This is a genomic window from Saccharopolyspora pogona, from assembly GCF_014697215.1.
Lineage (GTDB): Bacteria > Actinomycetota > Actinomycetes > Mycobacteriales > Pseudonocardiaceae > Saccharopolyspora > Saccharopolyspora hattusasensis.
On sequence record NZ_CP031142.1, the window covers coordinates 2,886,994 to 2,900,489 of the forward strand.

9 protein-coding genes are annotated in these 13,496 nt (G+C 70.1%); 2 read left to right on the forward strand and 7 right to left on the reverse strand.

The annotated features are described in order from the left end of the window. Nucleotides 1-82: 82 nt before the first annotated feature. From aroF to DL519_RS13280, 5 genes are all read right to left on the reverse strand, one after another. A complete protein-coding gene (aroF, locus tag DL519_RS13260) occupies nucleotides 83-3,199 on the reverse strand; it encodes a 3-deoxy-7-phosphoheptulonate synthase (protein WP_190815078.1) in 3,117 nt (1,038 codons plus the stop codon). Beyond that, on the reverse strand, nucleotides 3,199-4,134 hold the full coding sequence (locus DL519_RS13265; protein WP_190815080.1) for a GHMP family kinase ATP-binding protein: 936 nt from the start codon (nucleotides 4,132-4,134) through the stop codon (nucleotides 3,199-3,201). Before DL519_RS13265 ends, aroF begins: the two co-directional genes overlap by 1 nt. Continuing rightward, nucleotides 4,131-5,639, reverse strand: coding sequence for an argininosuccinate lyase (locus DL519_RS13270; protein WP_190815082.1), 1,509 nt, complete (start codon nucleotides 5,637-5,639; stop codon nucleotides 4,131-4,133). The genes DL519_RS13265 and DL519_RS13270 overlap by 4 nt, the downstream gene beginning before the upstream one ends. Then, the gene (locus DL519_RS13275) at nucleotides 5,636-8,794 is read right to left on the reverse strand and encodes a non-ribosomal peptide synthetase (protein WP_190815084.1); all 3,159 of its coding nucleotides are present in this window, start codon (nucleotides 8,792-8,794) and stop codon (nucleotides 5,636-5,638) included. The genes DL519_RS13270 and DL519_RS13275 overlap by 4 nt, the downstream gene beginning before the upstream one ends. Nucleotides 8,795-8,997: 203 nt before the next feature. Further along, nucleotides 8,998-10,233 (reverse strand): MFS transporter, encoded by a 1,236-nt coding sequence (locus DL519_RS13280; protein ID WP_190815086.1) that lies wholly within the window; start codon nucleotides 10,231-10,233, stop codon nucleotides 8,998-9,000. A gap of 147 nt (nucleotides 10,234-10,380) precedes the next feature. On the opposite strand from DL519_RS13280, the gene DL519_RS13285 reads away from it, so the two are divergent. Both DL519_RS13285 and DL519_RS13290 read left to right on the forward strand, forming a co-directional pair. After that, on the forward strand, nucleotides 10,381-10,989 hold the full coding sequence (locus tag DL519_RS13285; RefSeq protein WP_190815088.1) for a GNAT family N-acetyltransferase: 609 nt from the start codon (nucleotides 10,381-10,383) through the stop codon (nucleotides 10,987-10,989). 79 nt (nucleotides 10,990-11,068) lie between these two features. Further along, nucleotides 11,069-11,862 (forward strand): IS5 family transposase gene (locus tag DL519_RS13290; RefSeq protein WP_223840279.1). Its coding sequence is split into 2 segments (ribosomal slippage): nucleotides 11,069-11,402 and nucleotides 11,402-11,862, totalling 795 coding nucleotides; the frame shifts between segments, so codons are not numbered across the junction. A gap of 100 nt (nucleotides 11,863-11,962) precedes the next feature. Here the strand turns inward: DL519_RS13290 and DL519_RS13295 are convergent. Both DL519_RS13295 and DL519_RS13300 read right to left on the reverse strand, forming a co-directional pair. After that, the gene (locus DL519_RS13295; RefSeq protein WP_223838912.1) at nucleotides 11,963-12,358 is read right to left on the reverse strand and encodes a zinc ribbon domain-containing protein; all 396 of its coding nucleotides are present in this window, start codon (nucleotides 12,356-12,358) and stop codon (nucleotides 11,963-11,965) included. 142 nt (nucleotides 12,359-12,500) lie between these two features. Beyond that, nucleotides 12,501-13,496, reverse strand: a complete 996-nt coding sequence (locus tag DL519_RS13300) for an ATP-grasp domain-containing protein (protein WP_190815092.1) — start codon at nucleotides 13,494-13,496, stop codon at nucleotides 12,501-12,503.

Sequence of the window (13,496 nt, forward strand, 5' to 3'; positions counted from 1 at the left end):
GTCCGTCCTTAGTGGAGAGATTCGCGCATCGGCGTTCCACCGCGTACACACCCCGCGCCCGGCCCCACCATGCTCAGCCGGATCAGCGCAGCGCGGCTGACTCGGAGCCGAGCAACTCCTGCGGCAGGCGTCCGGCCAGCGTGGCCCAGTCCCGCATCGCCCCGGCCAGGCCGGGCACCTCCGGCTCGCCAAGCGCCTGCGGGCCGTCGCACAGCGCCGCGGCCGGGTCCGGGTGGACGTCGATCATCACCCCGTCGGCCCCGGCCGCCACGGCCGCGCGGGCCAGTGGCAGCACCAGCTCTCGCCGCCCGGCCGCGTGGGACGGATCGACCACCACCGGCAGGTGGGACCGGGCCTGCGCGACCAGCACCGCCGAGAGGTCCAGCGTGTTGCGGGTGGCGGGTTCGAAGGTGCGGATGCCGCGCTCGCACAGCACGATTCGGGTGTTGCCGCGCAGCGCGATGTACTCCGCGGCCAGCAGCCACTCCTCGACTGTCGCGCTCATGCCTCGCTTCAGCAGCACGGGCTTCCCGCTGTCCCCCACCGCTTCCAGCAGGCCGAAGTTCTGCATGTTCCGCGTGCCGATCTGGAGCATGTCCGCCCAGCCGGCGACCAACTCCACGTCTCGGCTATCGACCACCTCGGTGACCACCGGCATCCCTGTCTCGGCGCGGACCTCGGCCAGGATGCGCAACGCCTCCGCGCGCAGGCCCCGGAAACCGTACGGCGAGCTGCGCGGTTTGAACGCGCCGGCCCGTAACAGTGAAGCACCCGCGGCCTTGGCGAGCCGGGCAGCGGCAAAAGTCTGCTCCGGCGTCTCGACCGCGCAGGGTCCGGCGATCAGGGTGAACGTGTCCGGGCCGATGGCGACGCCACCGACCTCCACCACCGAACGGCTCTCGCGCGCCTCTCTGCTCACCAGCGGATACGCCGACGCCACGCGGGCAGACCCCGGCCGCAACCGAAAGCCGATCAGCGCGCGAGCCCGGTCCAGGATCTCGACCAGCTCCCCGCGGTTGGCCGCCGTGGCGATCACATACCCGACGCGGCCGTAGGCGTCGACCGGCGGGGCGACGCGCTGCCCAGGTTTCGCGGTGACCGTCACGGCCCGCACTCCGGGCAGCGCCCTGGTCTGCTCCACGCCGGTCACCTCTTCGAGCATGCCTTCCTCGGGCGGCAGCAGGAACTGGATGCCGGCATAGCCCTCGAACGACTCCGGCAGGTCGATCTCCGCGCCCGCGGCGAAGCGAACCTGGGCCTCCAGCAGGTCGACCCCGGTGCCCAGCCGGAACAGCTCAGGAATCATGCCCCCGGCCAGGCGCGGGTTGATCTCGACGACCGCGGTGCCGTCCGGGCCGAGCTTGACCTCGGTGTGACTGGGGCCGAACTCCAGCGACACCGCGGAAAGCGCCGCACGGCCCACCGCGGCCATCTCCTCGGCGACCGTGGCGGGCAGATCCGCGGGCACGATGTGCCTGCTCTCCACGAAGTTCGGGCCTGGCGTCACGGTCTTCTCGACGATGCCGAGCAGCCGTTGCTCCTTGCCGGTGCCGAACATCTCCACGCTGTACTCGGGCTGGTCGAGGAACTGCTCGACCAGCGCGGCGCGGCGGGTCGCCTGGCCTCGGCCGTTCTCGGTGACGGCCAAGACCCGGTTCACCTGGGCGATCGCCTCCCCGACTGTGGCGCACAGCAGCACGTTGGTCGAACCCGAGTCATCCACCGGCTTCACCACACAGGGCAGGCCGACCCCGGCGACCGCCTCCCAAGCGGACACGGCGTCGGTGACGACGGTGTACACCGGCTGCCGCACACCGGCCTCGGCCAGCGCGGCCCGGAGCGCGCCCTTGTCACGGCAGCGTCCGACGGCCTCGGCGTCGGCTGCGGGCAGGCCCAGCCCGGCGGCCAGGCGGGCGGCCGTGGCCAGGTAGAACTCGCTAGTCGTGGTCACCGCGGCGATCGGGGCTCGACCGGCCACCCTGCCGACCGCCAGGTTCAGCGCGTCGAAGTCGTTGGTGTCGCAGGTGACCACCTTGGCCCCGGTATCGGCCAGGCCCAGGTACCGCTCGGGCCAGTTGGTCATCAGCACGGCCCGGTAACCGAGCTCCCTGGCCACGCCGAGCGCCCGCATGCCAGTGCCGGTGGTGTTCGACTCGACGAAGACGAACAGCGGTGGGCGGTCGCTGTCGGCGACCCGGTAGGACCAGCTGGACACCGTGGTGCCGGCGCGAACCTGCTGTGGAATTTCCGCGATCGGCAGCTCGGCGAGGCCGCGTTCGGCCCAGTACCCCTCGTGGTGCACGGTCTCGGTGTACCGGTCACCGCGGTCGGGGAAGATGCCGACGATCCGCGTGCCCGGCGGGGCGGTGGCGGCGAGCCAGGTGAGCACCCGGTACACCGACCCCGAGGTGTTGCCGGTGAACAGCTTCTCCTCGCGAGCCAGCGCCCGGGTGGCATCGAACGCCTCCCGGTCGTTGAGCCAGTGCACCTCGTCGATCAGCGAGTGGTCCAGGTTCGGCGGGTGCAGGCTGTTACCCAGCCCGCTCTGCAGCCGCTGCGGCCAGTCCGGCTGTCCGAACAGGACACTGCCGACGCAGTCCACCCCGATCACCCGCACGTCGGGCAGCCGCTCCCGCAGCGCGCGCGACGTGCCGCACAGCGACCCGCCGCTGCCCACCGAGCCGACCAGCACGTCGACGCCCCCCAGGTCGGTGACCAGCTCATCAGCCAGCGCGCGGTAGGCGGCGGGATTCTCCGGGTTGGCGTACTGCCGCGGCCAGAAGGCGCCGGGCAGCGTGTTCATCAGCTCGTTCAGCTTGGTCAGCCGGGCGCCCTGCCATCCGTGTTCGTCCATTTCGGACACGACGTGCACCTGGCAGCCGAGGCCGGTGAGCTTGGCCAGGGTGATCCGGTCGATACGAGGATCGGTGACGATGTGCACCGAGTGCCCCAGCAGGGTGCCGACCAACGCCACGCCGAGCGCCATGGTGCCCGATGAGCTTTCAACGATCGGCGCGCCCTCGGCGAGTTCGCCGGACTCGCGGGCGCGCGTGATGATCTGCTTGGCCACCCTGTCCTTCATCGCGAACAGGTTCTGCAACTCCAGCTTGGCATGGATCTCCACGCCGCGGTCCGCTCCGGCCCGCAACCGCACCAGCGGAGTGTCGCCGATGACGTCGATCAGGCTGTGACTCAGCATCAGCGCCGTCCCATTCCCATTCCGTCGAAGCTCAAACACCGGTACACCGCGACGTTTCCCGCGATGGACGAACATGCGCCGGCCGCCGCGGCGACCTGGTCCGGGTAGCCGGGCACGGCCGGGTCCAGCAGAACGCCGAGGCTGGTCCCGCTATGCGCGGCGACCACGCCGAGCCCGCCGACGTCCTCGCAGACACCGAGCACCCGCTCCAGCGTGGCCTTGGGCCGCAGGACCTGGTTCATCAGCGCGCTGCGGGTGGCCACCCGGCCCACCCCGGCGAGGTCCCGCCGCCCCACCGCTTCCGCCATCCGCGCCAGCAGCCCGGCGTACTCGCGCCGGTCGGCCGCGGTGAACGGCTTGGGGATGCGGTTGAACTCCACGGTGTCGATCTCGCCGCCCTCGTCCACGCCGACCACGGTCATCGGCGGCAGCGAGCCGAGCACCGAGTGCAGGGCGACCCGGCGGTGGTAGAAGGCGACCACCGCGGCGTAGAGCACGCCGTCGGTGGGTTCGATGCGGGCCAGGAAGTTCTCGATCCGCCGGGGCGGCAAGGTGATGCCGAGCGCGTTGGCCACGGCCCGCGCGGTAGCCACCAGGTCCGCCGAGGAACTGGCCATGCCCTTCCCCTCGGGCAGGCCACTGTCGATGGTGATCTCCCCGCCGATCGGCCGCCCGGCGTCGGCCAGGATCATCCGGGCCAGCCGGAGCGCCTTGGTCTTGCGGCGCGGCCACACTGTCAGCTCGCCGGGGTCCGCGCTGCCCCGGAAGGTCGCCACGGACCAGCGCGCGATCGGCAAGGTGACCAGGAAGTCGCCCTCCGGCTCTGGGAGCACCCCTTGCAGCAGTTCACCGAACACTCCGAAGGCGGTGCCGACGCCGGTCACCCCGCGATAGAACGGCCGGGGCCCGGCGAGGCTTCCGGTGGCTCCGCTCACGCCCGCGCACCCGCGGCCTCGGCCAGCACCGCGGCCAGCTCGGCATCGGCGTCGGCGAGCCCGGTGCGCCGCGCGGCCCAGACCGAAGCCAGCTGGTCGAACTCGGCCTCCTGCGTGGCGAGCAGCTCGCGCATGGGCTCGGGCCCCGTCGACCCGGCGGTGCGCTTGGCGGGCAATGCGGCCGTGACGTCCATGGCTTCGCGCAGCAGGGCTTCCGCGAGCGGTGTCGCATATCCGTGTTCCGCCAGCACTTTTTCCAGCAGGGCCGGCTCGGGCTCGGCGGGAGGCAGCCCCTTCGCCACCGCGGCGACAATGTAGCGGCCGGTGACCACCTGGGCCGTCCGCCACGGCACCCCCGCTCGTAGCGTCAGCTGGTTGGCGAGGGTGAATCCGCCGAAGTACTCCGCCTCGCAGGCACGGGCGAGGCGTTCCTCGTTGAACTCCAGGCGGTCCAGCACGCCGGTGAGCAGGCGCGAGATCGAGGCGAGCGTGTCGAACGCGGCGGGCACCTGGGCACTGGCCTCTTTGGACACCTCCACGGAGTTGCTGTAGGAGGTGGCGCGCTGCGCGGTCGCGATGCCGTGATAGGCCGCGTGCAGATGCGCGGTGCGGCCGCGAATCCTCTCCAGCACAGGGAAGTTCTTCTTCTGCGGCATCGCCGACGAGATGCCCGACCAGTCGTCGGGCAGGTCGAGGTAGCCGTAGCCGGTGCCGCCCCAGGTCATCAGGTCGGTGACAAACCGGCTCAGCGCCACGCCCAGCATCGAGAACTCGGCGCAGGCCTCCAGCGCCCAGTCCCGCTGCGACACCGCGCGCAACGCGTGCCGCTGAACACTCTCGCAGCCCAGCAGCCGGGCCATGCGTTCGCGATCCCAGCCCAGCTCCTGACCGGCCATCGCGCCCGCGCCCATCGGGCAGGCGCTGGCGGTCAGATAGACCGGCTCCAGCCGCGAGAGCGTGTGGAGCAGTTGCTCGGCCAGCGCGGAGAAGTAGAACGCCGGGCTGACCAGCTGGGCGGCCTGCATGTGCGTGTAGCCGGGCATCATCAGCCCGCCGGTGCGGGCGGCCAGCCGCCCGGCGGCGCGGCCCAACTCGATCAGCAGCTCGGCAGTGTCCAACAGTCGGGCCCGGCCGTACAGCACCTGCGCGGAGGCCTGGAGGTCGTTGCGGCTGCGGTCGACGTGCCAGGCGGGCGGCACCTCGGGCAACCGCCGGCTGATGAAGCTTTCCAGCGAGAACACCAGGTCGCTCATCGCCCCGCGCGCGGACCGCTCCACCGCGTCCGGGGTGGCGCGATCGAGCAGCCCGGAGATCAGCCCCACCTGCTCGCCGGTCAGCAGGCCCATCCTGGCGTACTCGGCGAGCAGCACCTTCTCCAATCGCACGTAGTGCGGCAGCAGGCAGGCCAGCTCGAACCGGAGCTGCGGTTCCAGGATCTCCGTGCGCAGCAGGCCGTCCGGCCCGGCCGAGATCCGGCCGGTCAGGTTCGTGTGGTCGATGCTCAAACCGGGCTCCTCGTTCGGGACAGGTGTGGGCAGGCGCCGAGCACCACGCCGGCGACCTCGGTGGCTCTGCTGCTCGGAAAGTAGTGGCCGCCCTCGGCGAGCTCGCGCAGGCTCAGTCGGCGGGTCAGCCGGGCCCAGGCGGACAGGTGACGCGCGGCCTCACTGGTGTGCGGATCGTCGGCGGCGACGACCAACTCCACCGGGGTGTCGACCCGGTGCGCGAGCGGCGAGCGCAGTGCGCTGCGGAAGAACTCACCGGCGCTGCGCACGTCGTGGCGGTAGGCAGCCCCGACGACGCGGGCCCGCTCCGGTTTGAGGCCGTCGACCTCGATGTAGCCGCTGTCCTCCAGCATCGCCGTCACGAGTTCGCGATCATCCAGCACGGTCACCCGGATGTCCTCGGCCCGCAGCTGGTCCTCGGTGGCGGGCCGGATCGCGCCGAGGAACACGTGGTGCGCCGGTGCGCCCTCGTCCTCCAGCAGCCGGGCCAGTGCCAATGCGGGAGCGGCGCCGGTGCTGTGTCCCCACACCAGCAGGGGCGCGCTCCGGTGATCACGCAGTTCCGTGCACACCGCCTCTGCAATCGCGTCCACCGTGGCCAGTTCGGCCGGTTCGGCTCCGAGATCATGACCCGGCGGCTCGACGCCGAGCACCTGGACGCCGTGTGCCCGCAGCTCCCGTGCCAACCGCTGGAAGTTGACCGAGTTCCCGCCCGCGTGCGGGAAGCAGACCAACCTCGCAACGGGATCGGAGTCCACTTCGGACAGAGAGTGGAGCAGGCGCCGGGCCGGGAGCGAACGGCGTTCGTCGATCACCGCGGCGAGCTCGGAGAGCACCGGGTGCGCCAGCACCTGCCGCAGTGACACCAGCCCGTCCAGTTTGACCAGCAGCCGCACCACCGACAGGGAAGTGCCGCCGAGACGGAAGAAGTCGTCCGCGTGCCCGATCCGCTCCAACGGCACGTGCAGCACTTCGGCCCAGGCGGTGGCCAGCGCCCGTTCGGTGGGCGTGGCCGGAGCGGCGTACGGCCCGTCGGCGTGCCCAAGCGTGGCCGCCAGCAAAGCCAGCACCGCTTTGTCGGTCTTCCCGTTGGCGTTGAGCGGCAGGCGGTCCAGCCGGTGCACGTAGGTGGGCACCAGCTGGCCGGGCAGTTGCGCGGCCAGCCGCGCGCGCACCTCTCCCCCATCGAGCTTCCCGGAGCCGGTGAAAAACGCCACCAGGATGGCTTCCCGGCCCTCGCCGCTGTCCACCACGACCGCCGCCGAGTCGACTCCGTCGATATCGGCCAGCCCGTGCTCGACCTCGCCGATCTCCACCCGCGCGCCCCGGATGCGGATCTGCTCGTCACGGCGGCCGAGGAACTCCAGCCGCCCGCCAGGCAGCCAGCGGCCGAGGTCCCCGGTGCGGTAGAGCCGTTGTCCCGGCCGGTGCGGGTCGGGTCGGAAGGCCCGCGCGGTCTGCGCCTCGTCACCGAGATACCCGCGGCCCACGCAGACCCCGGAGAAGGCGATCTCCCCCGGCGCGCCGAGCGGCAGCAGCGAGAGGTCGTCACCGATCAACGAGACGTCGACGTTGCGCACCGCGCGCCCGAGCGTCACCGGCTCGTCCGGATGCCGCAGCACCGCGTGCGTGGTGTCGTCGGACAACTCGGTGGCGCCGTAGGCGTTGACCAGCGTGATGCTCGGACAGCAGGCGAACCACCGGCGCACCAGATCCGGGCGCAGCACCTCGCCGGTCACCGACATCGCCCGCAGCCGCCCCAGCCCGCCCGGCCGGCTCTCCAGCCGGGCGACCAGCACCTCGAAGTAGGACGGCACGAGCTGCGCGACCCGCACTCCGGAAGCGGCCAGCTCGTCGCGGAAGGCGTCCACGTCCAGCAACACCTCGGAATCCACGATCCGCGAGCTGCCACCGCACAGCAGCGGCGCGAGTAGCTGCCACAGCGAGATGTCGAAGCACTGGGACGCCGTCTGCGCCACCACCTCCCCCGGCGTCAGCTCCATGTCGGCGACCTTGGCCAGCAAGTGATTGAGCAGGCCCGCGTGCTCGCACATCACGCCCTTCGGCGTCCCGGTGGAGCCCGAGGTGAAGTAGACGTACGCAAGCGCGTCCGCCACCACGGCGACCGTGGTGGCGGACGCGCCGGTGCCGAGCAATTCGTCAATGGTGAGCACACAACGCCCGGCACCCACCGTTGCGCCGTCGATGCCCGCTCCGGCCAGCACCATCGAGCAGCCGGCCTGGTCCAGCACCCCGGCGATCCGGCTCGCGGCCGCGCCCGGGTCCACCGGGAGATAGGCGCCACCGGCCCGGAGCACACCGAGCACCGCCGCGGCCCAACCGAGATCCCGCGCCGTGACCACGGCGACGATCTGACCAGTGGCGAGACCGCAGTCCAGCAGGGCGGCAGCCACCTCGGTGGAACGCTCGTCCAGTTCGCGGTAGGTCCAGCTGCGGTCACGATGTGAAACCGCGATGTCGTCGGGACGTCGGCGGGCCTGCTCCGTGAAAAGCTCGGCGAGCATCCGCTCGCCCAGCGGCTCGCGCGGCCCAGCGAGATCCCGAAGCTGATGACGAATCTCCCGCTCGCTCAAGAGATCCTCGACGCGGTGCACCGCGTCGAAGTCGTCGGCAAGCAGGCGCAACGCGCTCAGGTGATAACCGGCCATGCGGGTCACCGCCTCGGCATCGAGCAAGTCGGATCGTGAAGTCACCGACAGCCCGCCGTCGGCGAACCGGACACCGAGCACCCCCTCGTGCACAACACCGCCGGGAGAAAGATCGAGAACGGATTCGGTTTTTGAGTCCGCGCGCACCTCGACGACGCCCGCCGCCAGTTCCCGCCAGCTCCGGCCACCGACCTCCGCACGCACCGGCCGGATAGCCGATTCGGTAATCAACCCGGCAACCGGCGCGGGTTCACCGGTGACGGCGGAGAGCACGGCCAGGTGCGCCGCGAGCAGGAAAGAATCGACAGCCCCGTGCCGCGCGGTCGCGGTCGCGTGGAGCCGGTCCAGCAACGCCGCCGGTATCTCCAAGCGGCAGCTGACCGGCGTGGCCGCGCCCGGCGCCGGCCAGCGCGGGACCACCGTGGCGGCACGCCTTGACGGGCCGGTGCTCACCACACGCGCGACGGTCGCATCGGGCGAATTCATTTACACGCAACTCCCGGGCCACCACACGGCCTGAACTCGTGGCGAAGAAAATCGAAATGACCGAAAAAACCCGCACTTTCCTGGCTTTCCCGGTCAACATTAGGCAACTCGCGGCACGCACCAGACCGGATTTGTTGCTCACGGACACGGCAATTATTGCGGGCAGTTGACATTTGTTGCGCGGCATTTCCCACGCGAGGCGATCAGCTCGTGGCGGGTGATCCGAGCTGCCGCGAAGCGGCGTCCATCTGCCGCCACACCTTGAAGAGGAACGGGCACCCGGCGGCGATCACGCACAGGCCGCAGAGCGCGTACGCCGCGCCGTGCGGACCAATCCCGTCGAGCAGCACCCCGGCGGTCACCGAACCGAGTGGCATCGCCGCGCTGCCCACCGCGTGCAGGGCGCTGAACACCCTGCCGCGCAACGGTTCCGGCACCCGGTCGTACTTGACCGCGGCGATCACCGGGTTCAGCGCGCCGTTGGCCACCATGCTCAGCGAAACCAGCCCCACCAACAGCACCGGCGGGGGGCCGAGCGCCACCACGAGGTACACCGGAGGACCGGAGAGCAGCCCGCAGACGGCGAAGGTGCGCCAGCGGTGCCGTCCCGTGCCACGGAGCGCGTAGAGCGCGGTGCCGAGTACGCTGCCGCCGCTGGCAGCCCCGATGAGCACCCCTACCAACGCGCTGTTGTGCCAGACCAGCACGCCGAACGCCGGGAGCAACACGGAAAGCAACCCGGTGGTCAGCGCGTTGCTGCTGGCGTTGCTCGCGCCCAGCACTACCAGCAGCCGATCCCGCCGCAGGTAACCCAGTGCCTCCCGCAGCTCCTGCAGGTAACCGGCGGCGCTGGGGCCACCGGACACGGGACGCACCCGCACGAACACGCCGACCAGCACCGCCGCCAGCAGCAGCGCAGCGCCGTCGGCCAGCAGCACGGTGGCCGGGCTGAACAACGCGATCAGCAGGCCGCCGAGCAGGGCCCCGAACAGGTCACCTGCCCGTTGCGAAGCCTCCTCCGCGCTGGTGCCGCGGGAAACCCGGGTCCCGGTGACAGCCAGCACCGCGGGCAGCAGCACCTGTTTGGCGCTGCGGGACGGGGCCCGGCCGGCGCCGATCCCCAGCGCCAGCACCACAAGCAGCGGCAGCGACACGCCCACCGTGTTGTGCGCCAACGGAATCAGCACCACCGCACCACAGGCGAACAGGTCCGCGACCAAGCTCGCACGCCGGGCACCGTACCGGTCGACCAGTGTGCCGGTGAGCACCACCGACAGCACCAGTCCGAGCGTCTCGGCAGCGGCCACCAGCCCGGTGCTCACCCCGCTGCCGGTGGTCTGCAGCACGAACCACGGAATGGCGATCAGCGTCATCGTCGATCCCACCGTGGCGATGCCGACCGCCGCGACCAGCGCGACCAATGGCGTCGTGCGCGTCACCGGCCGACCACCCGGAACGGGGTGGATTCCGGCGGAAATGCGGGACAGTCGTATTCCGGGCTGCTATTGTTGCCGCGCCGTCCGACCGAAAAATCCGCGCGACGGAATTCATCGATCCGAGAACCCGATCCGGAGCGGCCCTCACTCATGCGACCCGTTGTCACCGAACGTCTCCTGCTCCGCTCGTTCACCAAATCCGATCTGGACGACCTGTACGACATCCAGCGCCGCCCCGACGTCGCACGTTACCTGTTCTGGAACGCCCGCACCCTGGAGGAAACCAGGGAGGCGCTGGCGGTGCGCATCACCCAGACCGAGCTGGCCGCCGAGGGCGAGAACCTGGCGATCGCCGTGGAACTGCGCGAGACCGGCCGCCTGATCGCGGACTTCAACCTGGAGTGGCTCAGCGCCGAGCTTGGCCGCGCCGAGATCGGGTTCGTGATGAATCCCGACCACTCCGGCCACGGCTATGCCACCGAAGCCGGAGCCGAGGTGCTGCGAATGGCATTCGAGAGCTACGGGTTCCACCGCGTGGTCGGCCTGTGCAACGGGAACAACCACAGCTCGCAGCGCCTGATGGAGCGCCTCGGCATGCGACGCGAAGCCTTCTTCGTCCAGGGCGAAATGCTCAAGGGCGAGCGCGCCGATCTCGCCGTCTACGCGATGCTGGCCACCGACTGGGAGCAGGGCGCCGGGGCGGCTCGCTCCGGGGAGCGGACCGCCGCGGGTAAACAACTCGGCCCTAAGAGTTCCTAACAAAATGATCACTTGACGTGCCATAGGTTCCTTGATCGTAGATCATGAACAGGTGAGGAAAGGTGAGCAACCGCCATGGATCGTCCCCGACGAGCTGTGGGAGCGAATCGAGCCGGTGTTGCCGCGTTGGGAGAACGCGCTGCCCAAGCTGGGCCGCAAGCGGCTGCCGGACCGGCTGGTCTTGCAGGGAATCCTGTTCGTGCTGCATACCGGGATCCAGTGGGAGTTTCTGCCCCAGGAGCTGGGGTTTGGATCCGGAATGACCTGCTGGCGGCGCCTGGCGGAATGGAACGAGGCCGGGGTGTGGCAGCGGCTGCACGAGGCGCTTTTGGCCGAGCTGAACGCGGCCGGGATGCTGGACTGGTCTCGGGCGGTGATCGACAGCTCGCATGTGCGGGCGGCGCGGCGCGGCCCAAAAGCGGCCCGAGCCCGGTCGACCGTGCCCGGCCGGGCTCCAAGCACCACGTGATCACCGAGGGCGGCGGCATTCCGACGGCATTCAGCCTGACCGGCGGCAACGTCAATGACGTCACCCAGCTCCTCCCACTGGTCGAGGCGATCCCGCCCGTGCGAGGCAAGCGCGGGCGCCCCCGCCGCCGACCCGATGCGCTGTACGCCGACCGCGCCTACGACTCTGATAAACACCGGGACAAGTTGCGCGCCAAGGGAATCGACCCGCAGATCGCCGAACGTGGAACCGGCCACGGCTCCGGACTCGGCGTGATCAGGTGGGTCGTCGAGCGCACAATCGCCTGGTACCACGGCATGCGACGTCTGCGCATCCGCTGGGAACGCCGCGACGACATCCACGAGGCGTTTCTCGGCCTGGCTACCTGCATCATCTGCTACCGACACATCAAGATCCTTTGTTAGGAACTCTAAAGGACCGAGCAATTAAGCGGCTCGGTCCGTAGGGGCTTTGCTTGCGCTCCCGTCTCGCCGCTGGCTGTGATGAGACGGGTCGCATACACACCTAGCCGGTGGGATCGGGCATGCTTACAAATACCCACGCCGAGCGTGCGCGGCCGCGCACGTTGACCCCGGCGACGACGTCAGCGGGTCCAGCGAGACCACACCGACGACAAGAGAAAAAGTCCCGATTGGGCCTGTTGGCCCGCTCCGTGTGACCACACAGCGGGCAGTGCTGCGAGGTGTAGTGCGCGTCCACCTCGATCACGGGAACGCCTACACGCCGGGCTTTGTAGGCGATGTAGTCCCCGAGCTGGGCGAACGGCCAGGAGGATTGCGTGGCCCGCTGGTCGCGTCGAACCGTGACCCGCTCGCGGATACCGCCGAGTTCTTCGAGGGCGATACCGCGTTCGGTGCGTTGGGCGACGGCCACAACATCCTTCGCGATCGTATGGTTCATGTGCGCGGCGTGCCGCGCTTCCCGCTTCGCGCGCTTTTTCAGCAGACGAGCAGCCGAGCGGGTGTTTTTGGCCTGGATCTCTGCCTTCTTCTTAGCCTGCCAACGCCCTTCGCTGAAACGGGCACAACCTCCTCAGCCGCTTCTAACCCCGGCCCCGCTGCTCCAGCAGCCGCCCGGCCCAGTGGAAAAACGCGTCGGCCAACTCGGACCGAGCCGGCTCGGGGAACTGCGAGAAGTTGGCCATCACCGTGCACCACTCGCCGAACACCGGGCCCTGTTCGGTGATCAGGAAGTCCACGCACAGATAGTCGGCGCCGAGCGTGCGGACCACGCGCAGGCAGTCGTCGAGCACCGCCGAGAAGTCGGCGCTTCGACTCGCGTTCCCGCCCTGAGCGATGTTGGACAGGTAGCGGCCGATCACTTGCTCGCGCAGCATGCTGGTGACCACCTCGCCCTCCACCAGCGCGACCCGGAGGTCGCCGGAGTTGGGCAGGAACTCCTGCACCAGGTAGCCCTTGCCGGTCTGGGCGGCGATGTCCACCGCGGAACGCAGCTGTTCGAAGGTGTCCACTTTGAGCACACCGAACCCCGTGCCGGACTCGCGCGCCTTGAGGATGTAAGGGCCGTCGCCGATCTCGCGACGCACCACCTCCAGGCCCTCCCGCGCGTGGCGGCGGAACGGTAGCGCGACGGTCTTGGGCACCTTCAGACCGAGCTGCGCCGCCCGGCCGATCATCGCCAGCTTGTCGCGCTCCAGCCATTCCGGCGCAGCCATCGCGTGGTTGAGCACGAACGAGTCGCTGGCGTCGATGATCCGGGAGATGCCGTGCAGGTAGGACACGGCCTGCTGGTCATTGCCGATGTCGTCGACGATGTAGCACTGCCGGGTCTCCAGCAGGTCCACCCCGCCACGCCACAGCCGCGGCTGGTCCACGCAGGTCGGGGTGAGCTCGCTGGCCGGGATGAACTGGAAGCCGAAGCCGTGCCGGGCACCCTGCGCGGTCCACCGGTCGGTGATATCGGCGATGATCTTGCCGAGATGGCTGGGGTTGAAATCGTCCGGGTTGTAGATCCAGTTGACCATCCGCTCGGCCGGTTTGGCCGAGGGAGTGACGACCTCTCGAACCGCTGAGTACAC

Bases quoted from the DNA above. Each gene is read 5' to 3' on its own strand.
- DL519_RS13275 (WP_190815084.1), bottom strand. From the start codon at position 8,794: ATGAATTCGCCCGATGCGACCGTCGCGCGTGTGGTGAGCACCGGCCCG.
- DL519_RS13285 (WP_190815088.1), top strand. From the start codon at position 10,381: ATGCGACCCGTTGTCACCGAACGTCTCCTGCTCCGCTCGTTCACCAAA.
- aroF (WP_190815078.1), bottom strand. From the start codon at position 3,199: ATGCTGAGTCACAGCCTGATCGACGTCATCGGCGACACTCCGCTGGTG.
- DL519_RS13295 (WP_223838912.1), bottom strand. From the start codon at position 12,358: ATGAACCATACGATCGCGAAGGATGTTGTGGCCGTCGCCCAACGCACC.